Source organism: Aquitalea aquatilis (assembly GCF_005155025.1).
In the GTDB taxonomy this organism is placed as follows: Bacteria; Pseudomonadota; Gammaproteobacteria; order Burkholderiales; family Chromobacteriaceae; genus Aquitalea; species Aquitalea aquatilis.
On sequence record NZ_CP039731.1, the window covers coordinates 200,908 to 224,414 of the forward strand.

General features: G+C 57.8%; 22 protein-coding genes. 7 read left to right on the plus strand and 15 right to left on the minus strand.

Annotated elements, in window-relative coordinates; all coding sequences use genetic code 11:
- Positions 1 to 44 precede the first annotated feature (44 nt).
- From ileS to FAZ30_RS00990, 6 genes are all read right to left on the minus strand, one after another.
- The gene (ileS, locus tag FAZ30_RS00965; RefSeq protein ID WP_124644734.1) at positions 45 to 2,831 is read right to left on the minus strand and encodes an isoleucine--tRNA ligase; all 2,787 of its coding nucleotides are present in this window, start codon (positions 2,829 to 2,831) and stop codon (positions 45 to 47) included.
- Positions 2,828 to 3,763, minus strand: coding sequence for a bifunctional riboflavin kinase/FAD synthetase (locus FAZ30_RS00970; protein ID WP_124644733.1), 936 nt, complete (start codon positions 3,761 to 3,763; stop codon positions 2,828 to 2,830). The genes ileS and FAZ30_RS00970 overlap by 4 nt, the downstream gene beginning before the upstream one ends.
- A 127-nt stretch (positions 3,764 to 3,890) precedes the next feature.
- Positions 3,891 to 4,568 (minus strand): OmpA family protein, encoded by a 678-nt coding sequence (locus FAZ30_RS00975; protein ID WP_124644732.1) that lies wholly within the window; start codon positions 4,566 to 4,568, stop codon positions 3,891 to 3,893.
- Positions 4,569 to 4,806: 238 nt separating this feature from the next.
- On the minus strand, positions 4,807 to 5,319 hold the full coding sequence (locus tag FAZ30_RS00980) for a DUF934 domain-containing protein (protein WP_124644731.1): 513 nt from the start codon (positions 5,317 to 5,319) through the stop codon (positions 4,807 to 4,809).
- Positions 5,303 to 6,961 carry a nitrite/sulfite reductase gene (locus FAZ30_RS00985; protein WP_124644730.1) on the minus strand — a complete coding sequence of 553 codons (1,659 nt, stop codon included), beginning with the start codon at positions 6,959 to 6,961 and terminating at the stop codon, positions 5,303 to 5,305. The genes FAZ30_RS00980 and FAZ30_RS00985 overlap by 17 nt, the downstream gene beginning before the upstream one ends.
- A 46-nt stretch (positions 6,962 to 7,007) precedes the next feature.
- Positions 7,008 to 7,712, minus strand: coding sequence for a phosphoadenylyl-sulfate reductase (locus tag FAZ30_RS00990; protein ID WP_137008411.1), 705 nt, complete (start codon positions 7,710 to 7,712; stop codon positions 7,008 to 7,010).
- A 120-nt stretch (positions 7,713 to 7,832) separates the two neighbouring features.
- Here FAZ30_RS00990 and cysB point away from each other — a divergent pair, with 120 nt between their 5' ends.
- Positions 7,833 to 8,777 carry an HTH-type transcriptional regulator CysB gene (cysB, locus tag FAZ30_RS00995; protein ID WP_124644728.1) on the plus strand — a complete coding sequence of 315 codons (945 nt, stop codon included), beginning with the start codon at positions 7,833 to 7,835 and terminating at the stop codon, positions 8,775 to 8,777.
- Between the two features lie 65 nt (positions 8,778 to 8,842).
- Here cysB and fabG read toward each other — a convergent pair whose 3' ends face one another.
- Positions 8,843 to 9,583: a 3-oxoacyl-ACP reductase FabG gene (gene fabG / locus FAZ30_RS01000; RefSeq protein WP_103523387.1), complete on the minus strand. Its 741-nt coding sequence runs from the start codon at positions 9,581 to 9,583 to the stop codon at positions 8,843 to 8,845.
- A gap of 272 nt (positions 9,584 to 9,855) precedes the next feature.
- On the minus strand, positions 9,856 to 11,487 hold the full coding sequence (locus tag FAZ30_RS01005) for an ABC-F family ATPase (RefSeq protein WP_124644727.1): 1,632 nt from the start codon (positions 11,485 to 11,487) through the stop codon (positions 9,856 to 9,858).
- Between the two features lie 174 nt (positions 11,488 to 11,661).
- Here FAZ30_RS01005 and dapA point away from each other — a divergent pair, with 174 nt between their 5' ends.
- From dapA to FAZ30_RS20550, 3 genes are all read left to right on the plus strand, one after another.
- A complete protein-coding gene (dapA, locus tag FAZ30_RS01010; protein WP_124644726.1) occupies positions 11,662 to 12,537 on the plus strand; it encodes a 4-hydroxy-tetrahydrodipicolinate synthase in 876 nt (291 codons plus the stop codon).
- Positions 12,538 to 12,561: 24 nt separating this feature from the next.
- Positions 12,562 to 13,722: an outer membrane protein assembly factor BamC gene (bamC, locus tag FAZ30_RS01015; protein WP_124644725.1), complete on the plus strand. Its 1,161-nt coding sequence runs from the start codon at positions 12,562 to 12,564 to the stop codon at positions 13,720 to 13,722.
- An 83-nt stretch (positions 13,723 to 13,805) separates the two neighbouring features.
- Positions 13,806 to 14,267 (plus strand): hypothetical protein, encoded by a 462-nt coding sequence (locus FAZ30_RS20550; protein WP_158613624.1) that lies wholly within the window; start codon positions 13,806 to 13,808, stop codon positions 14,265 to 14,267.
- 66 nt (positions 14,268 to 14,333) lie between these two features.
- Here FAZ30_RS20550 and FAZ30_RS01025 read toward each other — a convergent pair whose 3' ends face one another.
- Positions 14,334 to 15,467, minus strand: a complete 1,134-nt coding sequence (locus FAZ30_RS01025) for a ribosomal protein uL16 3-hydroxylase (RefSeq protein ID WP_124644724.1) — start codon at positions 15,465 to 15,467, stop codon at positions 14,334 to 14,336.
- A 140-nt stretch (positions 15,468 to 15,607) separates the two neighbouring features.
- Here FAZ30_RS01025 and FAZ30_RS01030 point away from each other — a divergent pair, with 140 nt between their 5' ends.
- Entirely contained in the window at positions 15,608 to 16,087 is a 480-nt protein-coding gene (locus tag FAZ30_RS01030; protein WP_059287093.1) for an FKBP-type peptidyl-prolyl cis-trans isomerase, read from the plus strand.
- A 162-nt stretch (positions 16,088 to 16,249) separates the two neighbouring features.
- Here FAZ30_RS01030 and FAZ30_RS01035 read toward each other — a convergent pair whose 3' ends face one another.
- From FAZ30_RS01035 to FAZ30_RS01060, 6 genes are all read right to left on the minus strand, one after another.
- Complete coding sequence (locus tag FAZ30_RS01035; protein WP_137008413.1) at positions 16,250 to 16,456, minus strand: hypothetical protein; 207 nt, start codon at positions 16,454 to 16,456, stop codon at positions 16,250 to 16,252.
- Between the two features lie 37 nt (positions 16,457 to 16,493).
- Positions 16,494 to 17,315: a peptide chain release factor N(5)-glutamine methyltransferase gene (gene prmC / locus FAZ30_RS01040; protein WP_199731060.1), complete on the minus strand. Its 822-nt coding sequence runs from the start codon at positions 17,313 to 17,315 to the stop codon at positions 16,494 to 16,496.
- Positions 17,316 to 17,317: 2 nt separating this feature from the next.
- Positions 17,318 to 18,718 carry a magnesium transporter gene (gene mgtE, locus FAZ30_RS01045; protein WP_124644723.1) on the minus strand — a complete coding sequence of 467 codons (1,401 nt, stop codon included), beginning with the start codon at positions 18,716 to 18,718 and terminating at the stop codon, positions 17,318 to 17,320.
- 216 nt (positions 18,719 to 18,934) lie between these two features.
- Complete coding sequence (mtgA, locus tag FAZ30_RS01050) at positions 18,935 to 19,618, minus strand: monofunctional biosynthetic peptidoglycan transglycosylase (protein WP_124644722.1); 684 nt, start codon at positions 19,616 to 19,618, stop codon at positions 18,935 to 18,937.
- A 4-nt stretch (positions 19,619 to 19,622) separates the two neighbouring features.
- On the minus strand, positions 19,623 to 20,444 hold the full coding sequence (aroE, locus tag FAZ30_RS01055; RefSeq protein WP_124644721.1) for a shikimate dehydrogenase: 822 nt from the start codon (positions 20,442 to 20,444) through the stop codon (positions 19,623 to 19,625).
- A gap of 126 nt (positions 20,445 to 20,570) precedes the next feature.
- On the minus strand, positions 20,571 to 21,023 hold the full coding sequence (locus tag FAZ30_RS01060) for a rhodanese-like domain-containing protein (protein WP_124644720.1): 453 nt from the start codon (positions 21,021 to 21,023) through the stop codon (positions 20,571 to 20,573).
- Positions 21,024 to 21,289: 266 nt separating this feature from the next.
- Between FAZ30_RS01060 and glnA the strand changes: the two genes are divergently transcribed.
- Both glnA and FAZ30_RS01070 read left to right on the plus strand, forming a co-directional pair.
- Positions 21,290 to 22,708 (plus strand): type I glutamate--ammonia ligase, encoded by a 1,419-nt coding sequence (gene glnA, locus FAZ30_RS01065; protein ID WP_124644719.1) that lies wholly within the window; start codon positions 21,290 to 21,292, stop codon positions 22,706 to 22,708.
- A gap of 274 nt (positions 22,709 to 22,982) precedes the next feature.
- Positions 22,983 to 23,468 (plus strand): DUF4124 domain-containing protein, encoded by a 486-nt coding sequence (locus tag FAZ30_RS01070; protein ID WP_124644718.1) that lies wholly within the window; start codon positions 22,983 to 22,985, stop codon positions 23,466 to 23,468.
- Positions 23,469 to 23,507 lie beyond the last annotated feature (39 nt).

A 23,507-nucleotide genomic window follows, 5' to 3' on the forward strand; every position in this document is an offset into this window, starting at 1 on the left:
TAGGACGCTCCCGGGCCCAGACCCGGGAGCTCACTCAGGCGAGGTCAGGCGTGAGCCCGGCTTTCGCCCTTGCCATCGATATTGTCCACGCAGCGTCCACACACCGCGCCATGACCAGCATGTGACCCGACATCGGCACGATAGTGCCAGCAGCGCTCACATTTCTGATAAGTGGACGGCGTAACCGTAATGCGGGTTTCATCCGCTTCCTTGACCCGTGCGGCCGACACGATCAGCACAAACTTCAGATCATCGCCAAGGCTGGCCAGTTGCTGATACAGATCGCCCGCGGCTTCGATATCCAGCTCGGCCTGCAGCGAAGAGCCCAGTTGATCAGCACTGCGCAACTCTTCAATCTGCTTGTTGGCCTGGGCGCGCAGGCTGCGAATGGCATCCCACTTCTGCTGCAAGGCTTGCTCGCTGGCGCTGCTCAGGGCCGGGAACTCGTGCCAGGTATGGAAGAGCGTGGACTCTTCCTCGCTCTTGGTCAGCACTTCCCACGCTTCGTCAGCGGTAAAGCACAGCACCGGCGCGATCAGCAGCAGCAGGCTGCGGCTGAGATGGTACAAGGCAGTCTGGGCGCTGCGGCGGGCACGGCTGTCGGCCTGGGTGGTGTAAAGACGATCCTTGATGATGTCGAGGTAGAACGCGCCCAGATCCTCCGAGCAATAGTTCACCACGTCCTGCATCGCATGATGGAAGGCATAACGGGTGTACAGCTCGCCCGCTACGCGCTCTTGCACCTGGCGCGCCATCAGCAAGGCGTACTGATCCAGCTCCAGCATTTCGCCAAACGGCACGGCATTGTCCAGCGGATCGAAATCCGACAGATTGGCCAGCAGGAAACGCAGGGTATTGCGCAGGCGGCGGTAGCTCTCGGTCACCCGCTTGAGGATTTCATCGGAAATCGCCAGCTCACCGGAATAATCGGTAGAAGCCACCCACAGGCGCAGGATGTCAGCACCCAGGCTGTCGTTCACCTTTTGCGGTGCCACCACATTGCCCTTGGACTTGGACATCTTCAGGCCCTTGCCATCCACCACGAAGCCGTGGGTCAGCAATTGCTTGTAGGGCGCGCGGCCAATGGTGGCGCAGCCGGTGAGCAAGGAGGACTGGAACCAGCCGCGATGCTGGTCGCTGCCTTCCAGGTACAGGTCGGCCGGCCACGCCAGCTCGGCACGCTGCTTGAGCACGGCAAAGTGGGTAGAGCCGGAATCAAACCATACGTCCAGCGTGTCGGAAAGCTTGCGGTATTCCTCGGCCTCGTCGCCCAGCAGTTCGCGCGCATCCAGGCTGAACCAGGCTTCAATACCCTGCTGTTCGATGCGCAGCGCCACTTCTTCCAGCAAAGCCAGCGAACGCGGATGCAGCTCACCGCTTTCCTTGTGCACGAAGAAGGTCATCGGCACGCCCCAGTTACGCTGGCGCGATACGCACCAGTCAGGACGATTGCCAATCATGGCTTCCAGACGGGCACGCCCCCAGGCCGGGAAGAATTCGGTGGCATCGACGGCGCTCTTGGCACGCTCACGCAGTGCCACACCATCCTCGCCAGCCTTGTCCATGCCGATGAACCATTGGGCTGTCGCACGGAAAATGATGGGGGTCTTGTGACGCCAGCAGTGCGGGTAGCTATGCAGCAGGCGCGCCTGATGAATCAGGGTGCCATGTTGCTCCAGGGTTTCGATGACCTTGGGGTTGGCTTCCCAGACCGTCAGGCCGGCAAACAGTTCGGTGGTGGACTTGTAGCGGCCATCGTCGGCAACCGGGTTGTCGATCGGCAAGCCATACTGCTGCCCCACCTGGAAGTCTTCCAGACCGTGCGCCGGCGCGGTATGCACCAGACCGGTACCGGCATCAGTAGTGACGTGGTCGCCACAAATCAGCGGCACGCTGCGTGCATAGAACGGGTGTTGCAACTGAATCATGTCCAGTTGCGCACCGGTGGTTTCGCCCAAGACGACGGTTTCGGAGAAGCCGTAGCGCTGCAGGGCCGACTCTGCCAGCTCCTTGACCAGGATCAGCTTGCCCTTGGGGGTGGCGATCAACTGGTAAGTCAGCGTGGCACTCACCGCCACCGCCTGGTTGGCCGGCAGGGTCCATGGCGTGGTGGTCCAGATAACCGCTTGGGCATCGCTCACCTGCTCTTCGGTCAAGCCAAACGCTACTGCCAGCTTGTCGCTGTCCAGTACCTTGAAACCAACATCAATGGCCGGAGAATTCTTGTCTTCGTATTCGACTTCAGCCTCGGCCAGTGCCGAGCCGCACTCGATACACCAGTGCACCGGCTTCTCGCCCTTGAACAGATAGCCATTGCTGCAGATCGTACCCAGCGTGCGCACGATGTCGGCCTCGGTCTTGAAGTCCATGGTGAGATAGGGATTATCCCAATCACCCAGCACGCCCAGACGGATGAAGTCCTTTTTCTGGCGGGCAATCTGCTCCTTGGCATACTCGCGACACAGTTCGCGGAATTTTGCCGCCGGAATCGCTTTGCCATGCAGCTTTTCCACCATCAGCTCGATGGGCAGGCCATGACAATCCCAGCCCGGCACATAGGGGGCATCAAAGCCGGCCAGCGTCTTGGAGCGGACGATAATATCCTTCAGCACCTTGTTGACGGCATGGCCGATATGGATGTCGCCGTTAGCATAGGGCGGGCCATCGTGCAGAATGAATTTGGGACGGCCAGCTGACAGTTTGCGTACCTTGTCGTAGCGCTTCTGTTCCTGCCAGCGCTTGACCCAGGCAGGTTCGCGCTTGGCCAGATCCCCTCGCATAGCGAACGGGGTATCCAGCAGGTTGACGGTTTTACGGTAATCGATGCTCATGCCTGCTCTCGCTGCAAACTGGTCAAATAGGTATGGGCACTGGCAGCATCGCGTTCGATCTGCGCCACCAATGCCGGCAAATTGTCATAGCGCTCTTCATCGCGCAGTTTCTTCAGGAAGCGCACCGTGACGCGCTGGCCATACAGATCGCCAGAGAAATCAAACAGATGTGCTTCCAGCTTGTAGTCGCTACTGGTGCTGACCGTGGGGTTCAGCCCCAGACTGGCCACACCACCCTTGCGACCAAGGGGAGTCTCTACTTCTACCACAAACACGCCCTGCAAGGCCGGCTTCAAATGTGGAAGATGGACATTGATGGTGGGAAAACCGATAGTTCTCCCCAGTTTCTTCCCATGCATCACCTTGCCGGATATCTGATAGCAACGTCCCAACAAGGCATTGGCTGCATCCAGGTCACCCAGTGCCAGCCGCTCCCGCACCAGCGTGCTGGAGGCGCGCTCTCCCTGGACCAGTACCGACGGCATGGCCTCGGTAACAAAATCCGGACAGGCAGATAGCAAGTCGAAATTACCCTTGCGGGCAGCACCAAACTGGAAATCATCACCGATCAGCAAATAGCGGGTTTTCAGATCGCGCACCAGCACATCACGGATGAAAGCGTCTGCGCTCATCCCGGAAAAACGCTGGTTGAAACGAAAGACAAACACATAATCCAGCAAGCCCAGTTCGCGCAGAAAGGCAAACTTGTCGCGCAAGGTGGACAGCCTGGCCGGCGGATTGCTACGGGTGAAAAACTCGCGCGGGTGTGGTTCGAACGTCAGTAGCGCAGTGGGCAAGGAACGGGCCTTGGCCTCTTCCTTGAGTCGCTGCAGCATGTGCTGGTGGCCCAGATGCACACCATCGAAATTACCGATGGTCAATGCGCAGCCAGCGAGCCCAAAGCGTCGCGGGTCTCCTAGAAATACCTGCATGTGCTGCCTAGTCCTGAAAACCTACGATTGTAGCCGTGGGCACCGCGCAGCGTCCAGCCAAGTGCAAAAGACGAGCAAAACAAAAAAGCCCCACGTCTGTGGGGCTTTTCAGGTCTACCGGAGCAGATTACTGCTGGGTGGTAACCTTAACAGCGTCGATGACTACGTCAACACGACGATCCGGCTCGATGCAGGCCTTGATTTCAGCATTTTGCTTCTTGTTCTTGGCATACTTCGGGAACTTGGACTTGCACTCGTCGCTCATCTTGGCATCAGCTTTGCCCTTGCCAACTGCAGCAACCTTCTCAGCCGGTACGCCGGCATTTACGAAGTATTCCTTAACAGCATCAGCACGCTTCTGGGACAGAGCGTTGTTGTACTTGTCGCTACCCATGAAGTCGGTGTAGCCGTCAATTTCAACACCGTTCAGAACGCCTTGACCAGCGTGAGCCTTCAGCTTGGCAACCAGCGGATCCAGTTCGTTCTTGGCATCAGCACGCAGGGTAGCCTTGTCGAAGTTGAACAGAACCTTGGCGGACAGGGTTACATGTTCCTTCACGGAAACCGGAGCAGCCTTCGGAGCTTGCGCTACCGGGGCAGCCGGCTTAGCAGCTTCGCGATCGCCACACTCAACCAGGCCATCCTTGGCCTTGTCGAAGTAGGTGGTGTGCCAGCATTCGCCGTAGTTGTTACGGGAAACGGCATCAGTGGTTTGATCTACGGTGTAGCCCGGCTTAGCTGCGAACGCGCTAGCAGAAACCAGCAGAGCAGCAACCAGGGCGCTCAGTTTCAGCTGTTTAGTCATATTATTCCCTCTTTTATCTATGAATCGGTATTGATGCGGTTGACGCAAACACCACGCGGACAATTCTACTGCAAACAACAGGGTAAGCGCCAAACTGTGTTTATGCAGTTAACGGGCACTATAGAAATGCGTCCACCCGGTGTCAACACAGCGCGACGGCTGTCACTGCCAAAATGTTGCAAAAAAGCATCAGAATTCAGGCCGAGCTCAGCACTTCTGTATCATTCACACGACACTATCACAACGATGTTACACGACGACGAAACAAGGGAACCGGTTCTCGATGGGTAGACTGGTAGCGTTCCGTGAAGGTGTCATATCCGGACAGTGCAGTATCAATCGCTTTGCCATCCTTGATTTCAAAGGCATTGAAGCCAACCTGCCAGAGATAGTGCAGCAAATCCACCCACACGTCGCCCAGAGCTCTTAACTCACCGGCATAGCTGTATCGTTCGCGCAACAGTCGTCCCAGACTGTATCCGCGACCATCGGTAAATGCCGGGAAATCCACCGCTACCAGCGGCAATGCAGCCAAGTCCGCAGCCAGCAGCTGCGGATCATCCGCCGGAGCCAGCCAGACAGCAGTTTTACCTGGACGAGCTTGCCAGACAGCCTTGTCAGCCAGCCATTGCGACAGTGGAACAATCACGTCGACGTCGGCTGCCACTGCCGGGTACTGCCCTTCGGCATCCGCTCGCAGGATTTGCCAGCCATCCTGAACAATCTGGCCGTCTTTAATGATGCTTTGCATAAACGCGTTCCTTGAAGGGGTCGAGGCCAATGCGGCGTACGGTTTCGATAAAGCGCTCGCCGACTGCGCGCTGCTCCAGATACACGGTCATGATTTTTTCGAAGGCCAAGGGCACATCCGCCTGGGCAAACGAAGGGCCAATCACCTTACCGATGGTGGTGTGACTACCCTGGCTGCCGCCGAGGGTGATCTGGTACCACTCCTCGCCGTTCTTGTCGACGCCCAGAATGCCGATATTGCCAATGTGATGATGACCACAGGCATTCATGCAACCGGAGAAGTTGCAGTCGATTTCACCCAGATCGAACAGGTAATCCAGGTCCTCGAAACGTGTCTGGATGGCTTCCGCGACGGGAATGGAGCGTGCATTGGCCAGGCTGCAGAAGTCACCACCGGGGCAGCAGATGATATCGGTAAGAAGGCCGATGTTCGGTGTGGCAAATCCCTGGCTCTTGGCCAGTTGCCAGACTTCGTACAGATCGCGCTCACGCACATCCGGCAGAATCAGGTTTTGTTCATGTGCCACGCGCAGTTCGCCATAAGCGAAGCGGTCTGCCCAGTCGGCGGCGGCGTCCATTTGCTCGGCACTGATATCACCCGGAGGCACGCCGGTTTTTTTCAGTGACAGTACCACCGAGCGATAACCGGCACGCTTGTGCAGGCGCGTATTGCGCTCAACCCAGCGGGCAAAGGCCGGCTCTGCGGCTAGCTTGCTGCTGAACTCGGGCGGATTGGCTTGCAGTTGCTCATAAGCAGGATCGATGAAAAAGCTGGCGTAGTGCGCAACATCACTGTCACGCAGGGTCGATGGGCCATCTTTGAGGTGGAGCCACTCATCTTCCACCTTGGCAGCAAAAGCTTCGACGGTCATGGCCTTGACCAGGATTTTGATGCGCGCCTTGTATTTGTTGTCGCGCCGGCCAAAGCGGTTGTACACGCGCAGCACGGCATCCAGATAGGTCAGCAAGTGGCGGGTGGGCAGGAAGGACTTGACCACTTCGCCGACTATCGGCGTACGCCCCAGACCACCGCCGACAATCACTTTGAAGCCGACTTCGCCAGCCTCGTTGCGCACGACATGCAGGCCGATATCGTGCACCTGGGTGGCCGCACGGTCTTCCTCGCTGCCAGAAACGGCAATCTTGAACTTGCGTGGCAGGAAAGCGAATTCCGGATGCAAGGTGCTCCACTGGCGGATGATTTCGCAATAGGCACGCGGATCGAGCAATTCGTCCTGAGCCACGCCGGCGAAGGCATCGGTGGTGGTATTGCGCACGCAGTTGCCGGAGGTCTGGATGGCATGCATTTCCACTTCGGCCAGTTCGGCCAGAATATCCGGTACCTGCGCCAGTTCCGGCCAGTTGAACTGGATGTTCTGCCGCGTGGTCAGGTGGGCATAGCTTTTGTCGTACTGGCGGGCAATGTGCGCCAGCTTGCGCAATTGGCGGCTCGCCAGATGTCCATAGGGAATGGCCACCCGCAGCATGGGGGCGTGGCGCTGTACATAAAGGCCATTCATCAGCCGCAGCGGGCGGAATTCATCTTCGGACAACTGACCCGCCAGAAAGCGCTGAGTCTGATCACGAAACTGCTCGACACGCTCGCGCACAATGCGGTGGTCGACTTCATCATAACGGTACATGGTTGGATGTCCTTGGGTAAGGTTGGCCTGTGCTGGCCGGCCAGCCTTATGCTGGGCGCTTGAGCGGGCTTGCCTTGATGTGCAGGCCACACTCCTTGGATTCCGGGTTTTCCCACCACCAGCGGCCAGCACGCACGTCCTCACCGACCGTGATCGAACGGGTACAGGGTGCACAGCCAATGGAGGGGTAACGCTGATCGTGCAGGGCGTTATAAGGAACATCGTTACTGCGGATGTATTCCCATACTTCGGCCTCGGTCCACTCGATCAGCGGATTGAATTTCATCAGGCCATTGTCGGCATCGAATTCCTGATTGCCCAGGTCCTGGCGCGTCGGCGACTGTTCGCGACGCAGGCCGGTAATCCAGGCTGACTTGCCCGCCAGCGCACGTTTCAGCGGCTCGATCTTGCGAATCTGGCAACAGGATTTACGCAGTTCCACACTCTGATAGAAACCATTGATGCCATGGGTATTGACGTAGGCTTCAGTCGCATCGGTCTGCGGGAAGTACACCTTGACCGGTACGGCGGGATAGTACTCGGCGACCTGCTGCATCAGGGTATAGGTTTCCACCGGCAGGCGTCCGGTGTCCAGGCTGAACACCTGCAGCGGCAGGGCCAGGCGGGCGATCAGATCGGTCAGCACCATGTCTTCGGCGCCATAGCTGTTGGCCAGCACCGCATCCGGGTGCTTGGCGGCAATATCCGTCAGCAAGGCTTGGGTTGCGGCAAGTTTCACATCCAGGCTCATCGAGCGCTCCACATAGGTATAGTCTGGCTAGGGCATCATCCTACCCAAGCCCCATATAAACCTAAAAGAATATTGTGTTAGTATTTAATGCCTACAGGTTTTATGGAATATGCCCGTCTTATGAAACTGCAACAGCTGCGCTATCTGGTCGAAGTGGCCAAACAGGGCCTGAATGTCTCCGAAGCAGCGGAAAAGCTGCATACTTCTCAGCCCGGCATTTCCAAACAGATTCGCCTGCTGGAAGACGAGCTGGGCATTCAGGTATTCATCCGCAACGGCAAGCGCGTGGTGTCGGTTTCCGAGCCAGGCAAGGAAGTGCTGCGCATTTCCGAGCGCATTCTACGTGAAGCACAGAACCTGAAACGGGTAGGTGACGAATTTTCGCGTGAATCGGAAGGTGCGCTGACCATCGCCACCACCCATACCCAGGCCCGCTACGCCTTGCCGCCCACGATTGCGGCCTTTGTGCAACGCTATCCCAAGGTCAGGCTCTCCATCAAACAAGGCAGCCCGACCCAGATCTGCGAAATGGTGGTGTCCGGTGAGGCCGATCTGGCGGTAGCAACCGAAGGCATTGCGCTCTACAAAGAGCTCGCGATGCTACCCTGCTACGAATGGAACCGCTCGATTGTGGTGCCGCAGGATCACCCGCTATTGCAGCTGGAACGCCCCATTACGCTGGCCGATATCGCCAGTTATCCGATTGTCACTTACGACTTTGCCTTTGCTGGCCGCTCCAAAATCAACAAGGCATTTGCTGATCAGGGGCTGAGTCCGAATGTGGTGCTCACGGCTATCGATACCGATGTGATCAAGACCTATGTTTCGCTCGGTCTGGGTATCGGCATCATCGCCAGCATGGCCTTCGAGCCGAACCGCGATGCCGGTTTGCGCATCATCGATGCCGGTCACCTGTTCGAGCCGTCCACCACCAAGATCGGTATTCGCAAGGATGCCTATCTGCGTGGCTTTGCCTACACTTTTGTCGAACTGTTTGCTCCCCACCTGCACCGACGCGAAGTGGATGCGGCCTTGCTGGCCCACGACAGCGATCTGGACGACTGAGACAAGGCAGCAGACAGACAAACGCCCCGGCATGCCGGGGCGTTTGTACTGATGACAGACCGCAATTACAGCGTCAGGCCACCGGTCACTTCGATCGCCGCGCCATTGATGTAGCTGGCTTCGTCGGATGCCAGGAAGGCATAGACATTGGCGATTTCGGCCGGATCGGCCATGCGCTTCATCGGTACCTTGTCTTCCATGGCCTGGATCACTTTTTCCGGCATGGATTTCAGGATAGGCGTAGCCACAAAGCCCGGGCATACGGCGTTGGCACGGATACCCTTCTTGCCCAATTCCTTGGCCCAGGTCTTGACGAAGCCGATCACGCCGAACTTGGTGGCGGCGTAGTTGGTCTGACCAAAGTTGCCATACACACCGACTACCGAAGATGCGTTCAGGATGACGCCGCTACCCTGCTCCACCATGGTATCCACCACGGCACGGGCACAGTTGTATACGCCCTTCAGGTTGATGTCGATCACCTTGTCGAACTGATCGTCGGTCATCTTGATCAGCTGGGCGTCCATCACGATGCCCGCATTGTTCACCAGTACGTCGATGCGGCCAAAGCGTGCTTTCAGATCACCAACCATATCGGCGATCTGCGCCTTGTCCGTCACGTTGACCTGGTAGCCGACAGCCTCCCCGCCCAGAGCCTTCAGTTCTTCCACCACCGCATTGACAACGTCAAGGTTCAGGTCACAGACGGCAACGATAGCGCCTTCCTTGACGAACTTTTCCGCAGTAGCCTTGCCGATGCCGCTGGCACCGCCAGTGATGATGGAGACTTTCCCTTTCAATCGCATGGTTCTTCCTTCATTAACTTGAGGTTGCAGGCAACCCGATCACGGGTCGACTTTCGGGCTCCACCATCGACCCATTCGAGATCAGGTTCCTGTTCTTGTCTTGTAATTATTATGTGGGCACTACGTAAAAACGGGAGCATCGTGCGCTGTCGTTATTGCAGCGCAACACAATGTCGCACTGCAATATAGCGCACCTGCTCCCGTCGGTAAAGCAATCGCTCTAGCCGGTCTGCCCCGATGACAAAGGCAAGGCCGGCAGCGTGTCTTCCGGCTTACTCCAGGCCCTTGCTGGCCAGATAATCCTCGTAATTGCCGGTGTAGTAGTCATAGCCACCCTTGCCATCCAGTTCCAGCACATGAGTTGCCAGCGAGCTGACGAACTGACGGTCGTGCGACACGAAAATCAGTGTTCCCTTGTACTTTTCCAGCGCCATGTTCAGCGCCTCGATGGATTCCATATCCATGTGGTTGGTCGGTTCGTCCATGATCATCACGTTCGGCTTTTGCAGCAGCAGCTTGCCGTACAACATGCGACCCTTCTCACCACCGGACAGTACGCGCACCGGCTTGGTCACCTCGTCGCCACCAAACAACAGCCGCCCCAGCGTGCCACGGATAACCTGCTCGTCATCGCCTTCCTGGCCCCACTCGCGCATCCATTCGGTCAGCGTCATGTCGCTGTCGAACTCGGCTTCGTGGTCCTGGGCAAAATAGCCAATCTGCGCCTTTTCCGCCCACTTGATATTGCCGTAGTCGGCAGTCAGGCCTTCGGCGAGACGTGCTTCAAAGGCGCCAGCGAGCAACTTGACCAGCGAGGTCTTACCGGCACCGTTCGGGCCGATCACCGCCAGGCGGGCACCAGCCTCCAGGATGAAACTCATATCCTTGAACAGCACTTTGTTGTCGTAGGCCTTGTTCAGGCTTTCCACTTCTACTGCCTGACGATGCAGCTTGAAGCGGTCGTCGGTTTCAAAGCGGATAAACGGGCTCTGGCGGCTGGAGGGCTTCACATCCACCATCTCGGACTTCAGCTTGTCCACCTGCTTCAGTCGGGAAGTAGCCTGCCGCGCCTTGGACTTGTTGGCCGAGAAACGCGCCACGAACTCCTGCAGCTCCTGGATACGTTCCTTGGCCTTGCTGTTGGACGACAACTGGCGTTCGCGCGCCTGGGTCGAGGCGATCATGTAATCGTCATAGTTACCCGGATAAATGCGAATGGTGTTGTAGTCCAGATCCGCCATATGAGTACACACGGAGTTCAGGAAGTGACGGTCATGCGAAATGATGATCATGGTGGAATTGCGCTCGTTCAGCACATTTTCCAGCCAGCGAATGGTGTTGATGTCCAGGTTGTTGGTCGGTTCGTCCAGCAACAGGATGTCCGGGTTGGAGAACAGCGCCTGTGCCAGCAAAACACGCAGCTTCCAGCCCGGTGCCACTTCGCTCATCGGGCCAAAATGCTGTTCGACCGGAATGCCCACACCCATCAACAGCTCGCCAGCGCGAGCCTCGGCGGTATAGCCATCGTACTCGGCGAACTTGGCTTCCAGTTCAGCCGCGTGCATGTAGTCATCTTCAGTGGCTTCGAGATTGGCATAAATGGCGTCGCGTTCGCTCATTGCCGACCACATTTCAGTGTGGCCCATCAGCACGACATCAATGACGCGCTGCTCTTCGTAGCCAAACTGATCCTGACGCAGCTTACCCAGGCGCAGACCGTTTTCAATGGCTACTTCGCCACTGGTCTGCTCCAGGTCACCGCCCAGAATTTTCATGAATGTCGATTTGCCGGAACCGTTGGCACCAATCAGGCCATAACGGTTGCCTTCGCCAAACTTGACGGAAACCTTTTCAAACAAAGGCTTCACGCCAAACTGCATGGTAATGTTGCTAGTGGTAATCACGCTTGAGATCCTTCAGCCAGTCCAGCCGTAAGTATCGGAAAAACCGTGGATTCTATCACATCAGCTGGACAATCCGGCGCTCGACGCCAAATGCGATGACATGCTTTTGACCCGTAGGGGAATTCCGCTACAATCGAAGACTTTGAATCTTCATCCCTAGATATAGGCAGAACTATGCTTACCGGTAGCTTGGTTGCCCTGGTCACCCCGATGACCACAGATGGTCGGGTCGACTTCGAATCGCTCTCCCGCCTCGTTGATTTCCACATCGATAACGGAACCAGCGGCATTGTCGCTGTCGGCACCACTGGCGAATCCGCCACGCTGGCCGTTGCTGAACACATGCAGGTAGTCGAAGCCGTCATCAAACAAGCCAAGGGACGCGTCAAGGTGATCGCCGGCACCGGGGCGAACTCCACCGCCGAAGCCATCGAACTGGCCGCACATGCCAAACAGGCCGGCGCCGACATGACCCTGTCGGTTGTGCCCTACTACAATAAGCCGACCCAGGAAGGCATGTACCGCCACTTCCGCGCCATTGCAGAAAGTGTCGACATTCCGGTGATCCTGTATAACGTACCGGGACGTACCGTTGCCGACATGAATAACGACACGGTGCTGCGCCTGACCCAGGTGCCCGGCATCATCGGCCTCAAAGACGCGACTGGCGATATCGGCCGCGCTTGCGACCTGATCAGCCGCGTACCAGCCAACTTCGCGCTGTACTCCGGCGATGACGCCACCGGCATGGCTTTCATGCTGTGCGGCGGCAATGGTGTGATTTCGGTTACTTCTAATGTCGCACCGAAACTGATGAGCCAGATGTGTGCTGCCGCCATCGCCGGTAACGCTGCCCTGGCTCGCGAACTGAATGACAAGTTGCAGGGTCTGCACAAGCAGCTGTTTGCTGAACCCAATCCGATTCCGGCCAAATGGGTGCTGCAAGAGCTGGGCCTGATCCCTGACGGCATCCGCCTGCCCCTTCATGTGATGTCGGAAAGCCTGCGTCCGCAGCTGACCGCCGCCATGAAGCAGGCTGAACTCATCTAACCCCCTGACAACAAGGGAGTCCGCATGAAACGAAGCGCGCCCGCCGCGATTCTGCTGGCAACCGGCATCCTCGCCGGTTGCAGCACCTCCAATCCGCTGGAAAAGAAACTGGACTACAAGTCCGCTGAGCCGCCGAAACTGGGCAACTCGCTGGAAGTACCGCCAGACCTGACCGCACCGCAAATCCAGAACAAATACGTGATCCCGGCCACTGGTAGCGCATCGGCGCTGGCCAGTAGCAACAATGCAGCCGCGGCACAGCAAGCAGCCGCACAGCCCGTAACGACTGAAACGGTTGCCATCAAGAGTATCGACAACATCAGCATGGAGCGCGCTGGCACCCAGCGCTGGCTCGCCGTGAAGGGCAAGTCACCTGCGGAACTGTGGCCGGTACTGAAAGCCTTCTGGCAGGAAAACGGTTTTGTCATCAAGACTGAAGAGCCTGACCTCGGCATCATGGAAACCGACTGGGCCGAAAATCGCGCCAAGCTGCCAGCTGACGGCATTCGCAAGCTGATGGAAACCGTTGGACTGGGCGGCGCAATGTCGACTCCGGAACGCGACAAATTCCGCATCCGCCTGGAAAAAACTGCCAACGGTACCGAAATCTACTTCTCGCACCGCGGCATGTACGAAACCTTCATCAATGAAGGCAAATCGGACACCATGTGGCAACCCCGTCCGGTAGACCCGAACCTGGAAGCCGAATTGCTGGGTCGCTTCATGATCCGCATGGGCATTACCGAAGAGAAGGCCAAGGAAGCGCTCAAGCAAACGCAGACAGTCGCAGACAAGCCTAAAGAAACCATTGTGGATGGCAAGCTGAACATCAACGACAGCTTCGACCGCGCCTGGCGTCGCGTAGGCCTGGCTCTGGATCGTATCGGCCTGGTCGTCAACGACCGCGACCGCTCGCAAGGCATTTACTATGTGAAGCCTGCCAAGGGCGAACTGGACAAGAACGACAACACCTCCAGTGGTGGTGGTTTCTGGTCCAGCCTGGCCTTCTGGAAGAGCAAGGATGCCGAAGACAAGACCAGCCCCACCGGGCCGGAATACCGCATCCTGGTCAAGGATGTCGGCAATGGCCTGAGCACCCTTGCGGTACAGGACAAACAAGGCAAGCAGCTGTCCGACAGCTTTGCCAAATCCGTTCTGTCCAAGCTTCAGACCGAACTACAGTAAGGCCAGCACCTTCCTAGGCAAAAAGCCCGCACAAGCGGGCTTTTTTCTTGCCAGCACCGGAACAGATACAAGACTTCCGGAGCATGGACGTAAAAAAACCGGCCGAAGCCGGTTTTTGGTGCTTTCGCGCTGAATTACTGAGCAGCGGAAGCAGCCGGAGCGGAAGCAGCAGCAGCGGAAGCGTCAGCAGCCGGAGCGGAAGCGTCAGCAGCCGGAGCGGAAGCATCAGCAGCCGGAGCGGAAGCTTCAACAGCAGGAGCGGAAGCTTCAGCCGGAGCATCAGCTTTCTTACCGCAAGCGGACAGAGCAACGGCCAGCAGGGCAGCAACGAGGAGCGACTGTTTCATTTTTTCTTGACCTTTAAAGATAAGTTAACAAGACGTCAATTTAATCGCCCAAGCTGTTTTGGATATGACTGGGCGACTGAAAATCTTTCAGTGCGCAAATTGTATCACGAAAAAAATTGCTGTGTAGGGGGGCAAGCCAGCAAAAACGCCACCAACCCTACTGCAACCTCCCGCAATGCAGCATTCCCGGCAAAATAGGCGTTTGAACGCCAATCCATGCAGGGTAGCAGCCTTGCTATGTGTACATTTGAACATCTGATGTGGTTATTTTGCTACAGACTGCGGAAAATGCCAATAACCAGTTAGATATCCTTGGTACAGCTGATCCAATAACGACGGCCTGATGTCCGTAGCCGACAAGCGGCGCTGGTTGGCAAACTGTTGCCACACAGCAACATCATCCGGTTCGATTTCGAGAAGCTCACCATTGCAATAGAACATTTCATTGCGGAACAGGATAAGGCTCTTGCGATCCAGTTCAATGCCAGCCTTGGCCAATTCAGTGGCAAATTCCTCTTCGTCCAGTTCATCGTCAGGCGCATCGTAGAATACATGCGGCTTGGGCTCGGTAAGGTAATGACCGAGAAAGTCGCTGACAATCTGTTTGTCCCAGCTAATCTGGCTCAGCATCTGGCTGACCTTGTCCACCATCTCGTCGCTGATGCGCGCCGGATCCGGTTGGCGTTGCAATTCCGGGTCGGCGTAACGCCCTTCCAGGCAGATGCGATCCTGCATATATACCAGGAACTGGGTGGCCAGTTCCTGTGTCGGCGCTGCACGGAAGCCGATGGAATAAGTCATGCCCGGCTCCAGCGCCACGCCGTAGTGTGCGCACTTGGGCGGCAGATAGAGCATATCGCCATGCTCCAGCACGAACTCCTCTTCCACACGGAAATCCTGCAATACCCTGATGGGCGCATCCGGAATGAAATCATCATCGGCCTGCGAAGAAATCTGCCAGCGCTTGCGCCCTCCCACTTGCAGCAGGAAAACATCGTAGGAGTCGAAATGCGGACCAACCGTGCCACCCGGCGGGGCATAGCTGATCATCAGGTCGTCCAGCCTGGAGAAGGGGATGAAATCGAATTGCCACAGGATGTTGTCGATATGCGGCAAGTGGTGATTGACGTTCTGCACCAGAATGGTCCAGTCAGTTTCACCGAGCTTGCGGAAGCGGGCGGGACGGAAGGGGCCACGCTCCAGATGCCATTTACCGTTACGATTTTCGATCAGGCGGGATTCAACATCCTCCTGCATCGCCAGTTCGGACAGGCATTTGAAATCAACATGCGGCCCCACATCGGTCAGTGCACCGCGAATCAGCAAAGGTTTTTTTTGCCAGTAATCTTGAAGAAACTCTTCAGGGGTGAGTCCACCCAGCAATGTCATCGGTTTCATGGCAGTTTCACGGGCTTGCAGGCCCTTCTATGGTTTACAATACGTTCAAGCGGCTGTTCCGCACCATTCCTTGCAGGAGAATGGAAGACTCGCGCTCCCTGCCCTGTCAAGATTTTTCATTTCATCCCGGACAATTTCTGATGCAAATCGCCAAAGATACCGTCGTTACCCTCCACTACGAGATGTTCGACGCGGAGAATACTCTCCTCGACAAAACCGAAGAACCGATTGCCTACCTGCACGGTGGCTATGATGGCATCTTCCCGCTGGTGGAAGAGGCTCTGCACGGCAAGGCAGTTGGCGACTCCGTGGACGTCAAGCTGACCCCGGACGATGCCTTCGGCGACCCGGAAGAAGAGCTGGTCCGCGTCGAAGATCTGGACGTATTCCCGGCCGACGTTGAAGTTGGCATGATGTTCGAAGCCGACGATCCGGAAACCGGCGACGTGCTGCTGTTCCGTGTCACCGACATCGCTGACGGCAAGGCCATTGTTGATGCCAACCACCCGCTGGCTGGCCAGACCATCCGTTTTGTTGCCAAGGTAACCGAAGTACGCGCAGCCACCGCTGAAGAACTCAGCCACGGCCACGTACACGGTGCCCACGGCCACCACCACTAAGCCGTGACGACCGGCCTATGCCGGTCTGATCTGTGCTCGAAATAGGCGCAGTCTGAGTCCTCTTGCGGGACAAGGGCTACGCCTGTTTTCATTTCAGGCCTACGGCGACCATGGCAGCTTAAGCGGACATGTGTGCCCGGCACACCATCCCCGTCACTACACTCAGTCAAAGACCGCAACACACCCTGCTCTGCCCGCCTCACCATCAGCCTCCGGCATGATCAGCAGGCCAGACAATTCAGCGATCACCATCGGAATAATCCGCCAAGGATACGGCAGGTGCCAGCATGCCGTTGTAATCAAACCATCCCTTTGATGCAAGGCAAGCAAGTGCGATTGATTCGCCAGCGGGCAGCCGATCAGCCGCACGCGAGGGCAATGCAGCCTATAACAAGCAAGCCCCTGCTTATATGCCAGCCATCTGCCCTATGCTTACCCGGTCCAGCCCGGCAAGGTCGGGTAGCGTCGCCACATTCTGCAAGCCGGCAGACTGCAGCAACTGCCGCACGGCGTCTCCCTGATCGAAACCATGCTCCAGCATCAGCCAGCCTCCCGCCTTCAAACGCGCCGGTGCGCCCGCAATAATCTCGCGCAGGCAACTCAAACCGTCATCCTCGTCGGTCAGGGCCATGCGTGGCTCGAAGCGCACATCGCCTTCGGCCAGATGGTGGTCGTGCTGTTCGATATACGGCGGATTGGAAATAATCAGGTCAAAGCCAGCAGACTCGCCCAGCGGCTGATACCAGCTGCCCTGATGAAAACGGATGCTTGCTCCCAGCTGCTGCGCATTGCCCATGGCTACTTGCAAGGCAGCGGCCGACAGATCCACTGCCGACACCTGCCAGTTGGCCGCTTCCAGCGTCAGGGTAATGGCAATGGCACCGCTGCCACAGCCCAGATCAACCACTTGCGCCGGAGCCTGTCCCAGCCTCGCCAATGCAGCTTCGACCAGATGTTCGGTTTCCGGGCGCGGAATCAGCACCGCAGGGCTGACATTGAAATTGCGGCCATAGAATTCGCGCTCGCCCAGCAGATAAGCCATCGGCTCACCCTGTAGCCGGCGCAGGGCCAGTTGCTCGAACTGGCTGGCCTCCACCTCGCTCAGCGGCAGATCGGGATCGGCAATCAGCCGGGCATGGGTCAGGCCGGGACGCACATGCTGCAATAGCATGCGTGCTTCCAGCCGGGGCAAGGGATGACGCCGCAGCGCCTGTTGCAGTGTCAGCATGTCTAGAGCAGGAAAAGAGTGGCCAGGCCGAGAAAGATGAAGAAACCACCGGAGTCGGTACAAGCGGTGATCAGCACGCTGGAGCCCAGCGCCGGGTCGCGCCCCAGCTTTTGCATCAGCGAGGGAATCAGCACGCCCATGGTCGCTGCCAGCATCAGGTTGAGTGTCATGGCGGCCAGCATGACCAGTCCCAGCGATAGCCGTCCGTACAGGGCCCAGGCAACCAGGCCGATGGCACCACCCCATACCAGACCATTGATGATGCTGACCCCCAGCTCTTTGCGCCACAGCCGCCAAGCCTGACCGACCTGCATCTGCCCTATGGCCAGCGCTCGCACAATCATGGTGATGGTCTGATTGCCCGCGTTGCCGCCGATACCCGCCACAATCGGCATAAGCGCAGCCAGTGCCACCAACTGGTTGATGGAATGCTCGAAAGCACCAATCACCCGCGAGGCGACAAAAGCGGTACACAGATTGATGGCCAGCCATGCCCAGCGGTTCTTTACCGAATCAACCACCGGAGCGAACAGGTCTTCTTCTTCTTTCAAACCTGCCAGATTCAGCACTTCGCTGTCCGACTCCTCACGCATGACGTCGACCATCTCATCCACGGTGAGCCGGCCAATTAGCGCACCACGCTCGTCGACCACCGGTGCCGATACCAGATCGTAGCGCTCGAAAGCCAGCGCGGCATCGCGTGCCTCGTCTTCCGGCCGGAAGGACACGACCTCGGTCGCCATCACCTCGGACACCATTTGCTCCGGGTCCGCCACCAGCAGGCTACGCAAGGGCAGTACACCACACAGCACTTCTTCGGCATCCAATACGAAAATCTTGTCGGTCTGGTGTGGCAGCTCATCGAAGCGCCGCAAGTAGCGCAATACCACTTCGCAGCTGACATCGGCACGGATTTTCACCAGTTCGAAGTCCATCAGCGCACCGATAGAGCCTTCCGGGTAGGACAGCGCAGATTGCAATTGCTCGCGTTCGGCTTCGTCCAGTTCGCCCATCACTTCGTAGACAACCTGCCGTGGCAAGTCGCCAGCCAGTTCGGCCAGCTCGTCGGTATCCAATTGGCGCACAGCGGCAACCAGCTCGTCCGGCTCCATGGATTCGATCAGCGTTTCGCGCACCGCATCGGAAACTTCCAGCAGGATGTCGCCATCCTGCTGAGACTTGACGCGCTCCCACACCAGCAAGCGCTCGTCCAGCGGCAAAGCCTCCAGGATGTAGGCAATGTCCGCCGGGTGCAGGCTTTGCAGTCTTTGCTCCAGCTCTTGCAGGACATGGGGGGCCGGCAGGCGCTCATCGCGCTCGTGATGCAGCTCAATCAGCCTTTGCACCTCGGCAAGGCTTTCACTCAATCGTTCAGCAGTTTGTTTTTTTTCGACAACCGTCAAGCACAACTCCTTCCGCCGGGGCGACAGAAGCTGGACAGCACAGTCGGAACGGCGGGAATCAACTACGGGAAAGGGGGTAGCCAGCGGCTATGGGGTAACTGGGTAAGTCCATGTGCAATACCGCGCTTTACAGCGCGGCAGAACGGATAAACAAGGCGGGAATTGTAACACGAGCACTCCCCGGCCTTCCAGCCGGGGGATGTACGGTGCAATGGCTTAAGGCAGGTCGGCGTACTGCATGCGCCGCTGGATGATGCGGGTCTTGCGTGCCAGGCCGGGCGCACCACGATGCTCGTCGTAGTAGCGCGGATTAGGGACCATGGCCGCCAGCTTTGCGGCCTGGCCGGCAGACAGGCGCGCGGCACTGGTGTGGAAGTAATAACGGGCCGCTGCTTCGGCACCGAATACACCATTACCCCACTCGATCACATTCAGATAGATCTCGAAGATGCGCCGCTTGTCGAGCACGTTCTCCAGCATCACGGTGATCACGGCCTCTTCCAGCTTGCGCCACGGGGTTTTCTTGCTGGACAGGAACAGGTTCTTCGCCAATTGCTGGCTGATGGTGGAACCGCCCGCCACGATATGGCCCTGCTTCAGGTTTTTCTCGAAAGCCGCCTCGATGCCATCCCAGTCGAACCCTTCGTGATCGGCAAACTTGGCGTCCTCGGCAGCAATCAGCGCCCGTTTGAGATTGGCAGAAATCTGGCTGTAGGGCACCCACTTCTGCCGCAACTCGGCATTGGGGTCGTCTTCCTGCAGCTTGGCCAGTTGCTCGTTCATGAAGGCACTGGCTGCGGGATTATGGTTTCGCCAGTACACCACGTGCGCCAGAATCCACAGGTTGTACAACACAATGGCGGCCACCAGGACCGCCATGATTTTCAGAAAGAGACGCATCGGATCAGGCCAGCACTTCCCTCAGCATATTGGTGACCTTGCGGGTGTCCGGCTGCACACCGCGCCAGATATGGAAGGACTCGGCAGCCTGCTCTACCAGCATGCCCAGGCCATCGGCCAGCATGCCGGCGTTTTCGCTCTGGGCACGCTTGAGGAAGGGGGTCAGACCCTTGCTGTACACCATGTCGTATGCCAGGGTGCGGGCGGTAAAAATATTGGCCGGCAAGGGCGGAATCTCATTGTGCAGGCTGGTCGAGGTGCCATTGATGATGATGTCGAAGGTTTTGCCTTCCAGCGCCTCGTAGCCACTGGCCACCACCTCGCCCCAAGGGGAGAAATGATGGGCAATGGATTCGGCCTTGATCAGGGTACGATTGGCGATGGTCACCTTGGCCGGCTTCTGCTCCAGAATCGGTTCCAGCACACCGCGCACGGCACCGCCGGCACCCAGGATCAGGATGCTCTTGCCCGCCATGGGGAAATCCAGATTGTCCACGATGTCGCGCACCAGTCCAACGCCATCGGTATTGTCGCCAAACACCTTGCCATCACGGAAAGTCAGGGTATTCACCGCTTCGGCAGCGCGGGCGCGCTCGGTGACCTCCTGGGCAAAGCGGAAGGCATCCCCCTTGAACGGCAGGGTGACATTCAGCCCCAGGCCGCCGGCCCGGACAAATTCACTGACTACTTCGTTGAACTTGCCCAGCTCGGCAAACAGCTTTTCGTACTGGATGGACTCACCGGTGGCACTGGCGAATTCATTGTGGATAAACGGCGACTGGCTATGGGAAACGGGGTTACCGATGACGGCGTAACGGTTGATCATGATCAGCTTTCTTGGATTCCTGTGGTGCTTCCGCGTCGTGCGGTTCATCTGCTGAGGTAGCACTTTGCCGTGTAACGTCATAAACATCAACCGGTCAATACCCCTGTCCCAACAATAAGGTCGTGCTCAGCCCTGCACCCAGGGCAGGCCATGCGCCTTCCAGCCTGTCAGCAGGCCACGATGCTCATGCTCGTCCTTGTCACCCTCGAAACCCTCCAGCACGTTGTAAACCCGGGTATAACCAGCTGCACGGGCTTGCGTGGCGGCCTCGTGTGAGCGCACGCCGCTGCGGCACATCAGCAACAGCACAGCCTGCTTGTCGACTGCACCTTGCAGCTGCTCGACAAACTGCACATTGACTTGCATGCCGGGGAAGCTGCGCAGCTCGATACGCAAGGCACCGGGCACCACGCCGACAAACTGCCATTCGGCCGCACTGCGCACATCCACCAGTACCGCGCCGGGCAGATGCTGAGCCAGATAATGCGCTTCGGGTGGAGTGAGCGCGCCCTGATAGGGCAGTTGCTGGGCAGCTGCACGCTCGGCAGCCGTTTGCAGGATCAAATCGGTCTGGTCCATTGCTTTCCTCTCTTTGTAATAGGGGCATGCCACGATGCCGTCAGGGCATCTACCATCACCCGCCGGCGTTATGCACAGATATAGTGCACTCGCACCACGGAATGCATTATTTTGGTGCATTCATAAGCGCTAGCCGTGTACCAAGCCCTGTGACACAATGATTACATTAGTGTTCGTACCCTGGCACGCTTCATGCTTCCAGTGAGGCGTACCATCTTTATCAAGCAATATTGCTTTCGATGCACGTTGCCTTTAGGAGAACATTCATGGCGGTTGCAGACGTAGTCAAGCTGATTCAAGAAAACGACGTCAAGTTCGTAGACCTGCGCTTTACTGATACCCGTGGTAAAGAACAACACGTTACCATCCCGGCACACGTTCTGCTGGAAGATGCTGATGAATGGTTCGAGCACGGCCACGCCTTCGACGGCTCCTCCATCGCAGGCTGGAAAGGCATTCAGGCCTCCGACATGCTGCTGATGGCTGACCCGGCTACCGCCAAGATTGACCCCTTCTTCGACGAAGCGACCGTATTCATGTCGTGTGACGTGATCGACCCGGCCGACGGCAAGGGTTACGACCGCGATCCGCGCTCCATCGCCAAGCGCGCCGAAGCCTACCTGAAGGCATCCGGCATGGGCGACACCGCCTACTTTGGCCCGGAACCGGAATTCTTCGTCTTCGACAGCATCACCTGGGGCACCGACATGTCCGGCTGCTTCGTGAAGATCAAGTCCGAAGAAGCTGCCTGGGCCTCCGCTGAAGAATTCGAAGGTGGCAACACCGGTCACCGTCCGGGTGTCAAGGGTGGTTACTTCCCGGTTCCGCCGGTTGACTCCGCGCAAGACCTGCGTTCCGCCATGGTTCTGCTGCTGGAAGAACTGGGTGTGCCGGTTGAAGTGCATCACCACGAAGTGGCCACCGCCGGCCAGATGGAAATCGGTACCAAGTTCAGCACCCTGACCCAGCGTGCCGACTGGACCCAGATCCTGAAATACGTGGTACAGAACGTGGCACACAGCTACGGCAAGACCGCTACCTTCATGCCCAAGCCCATCGTTGGCGACAACGGTTCCGGCATGCACGTACACCAGTCCATCTGGAAAGACGGCAAGAACCTGTTTGCCGGTGACGGCTACGCTGGCCTGTCCGAAACCGCCCTGTACTATATCGGCGGTATCATCAAGCACGCCAAGGCACTGAACGCCATCACCAACCCGGGCACCAACTCCTACAAGCGTCTGGTACCGCATTACGAAGCCCCGGTAAAACTGGCTTACTCCGCCAAGAACCGTTCCGCTTCCATCCGTATCCCGCACGTAGCCAATCCGAAGGGCCGTCGTATCGAAGCCCGCTTCCCGGATCCGCTGGCTAACCCGTACCTGTGCTTCTCCGCTCTGCTGATGGCCGGTCTGGATGGTATCCAGAACAAGATCCACCCGGGCGATGCTGCTGACAAGAACCTGTACGACCTGCCGCCGGAAGAAGACAAGCTGATCCCGACCGTATGCGCCAGCCTGGACGAAGCCCTGGCCGCGCTGGACGCAGACCGCGACTTCCTGACCCGTGGCGGTGTGTTCTCCAACGAGTGGATCGACGCCTACATCGAACTGAAGATGCAGGAAGTGAACCTGACTCGCATGACGACCCACCCGGTCGAATTCGCGATGTACTACTCGCTGTAATGGCAAGCCGCCGCCGGAGCATTCCGGCGGCTATGGCAAAACCCGCATGGCTCATGGCCATGCGGGTTTTTTCATGTCATCCGGCCAAGCACAAGCCGAGCGAGGCCGACCGGCAGCCTTTCCTGATCATGTAGCACCAGACGGCAGAACAAGAAGGCAGGGGACCAACGCACCCTTGCCCCCAGCCAAACGACAGGCCGATGTGACGCGGGCCGGGCTTTTGCTTATCATATCGCCACTACCATCCTGTATTTCCTTGCTGATGCGGACTCCCATGAAAACGCTTGCCTTTTGTCTGCTGCTCAGTTGCAGCCTCGCCCAGGCCGAGGTGTACAAATACATAGACGCCAACGGCAATGTCACCTTCACCAATGTGCCGATCAAGGGTGCCAAGCCCATGCATCTGGCACCACTGTCCACCTATGGCAACAGCAGCAAGAGCAAGCCGGCGGCTAATGCAGGCAGCAAATCGGCCTCCACCCCGGATGGCTACCCCAATGTCGACAATGGCACCCAGAACAAGCGCGACCAAGGCCGACGCAAGATTCTGGAAAACGAGCTGGCCAATGAGCAGAAAGCGCTGGCTGACGCCCAGAAGGCTTACACCGACGGTGCCGCCACCCGTAATGGCGATGAAACCCGCAACTACCAGAAATACCTCGACCGGGTGCAGAAGCTGAAAGACGCGGTGACCGAGCGGCAGAAGAATGTTGATGCACTGCGCCGCGAATTGGGGCAGGCCACATCCTCTGCACAATAATGGTGCATAATTAACTCCGTAATCGTGCATTCGCTGTGC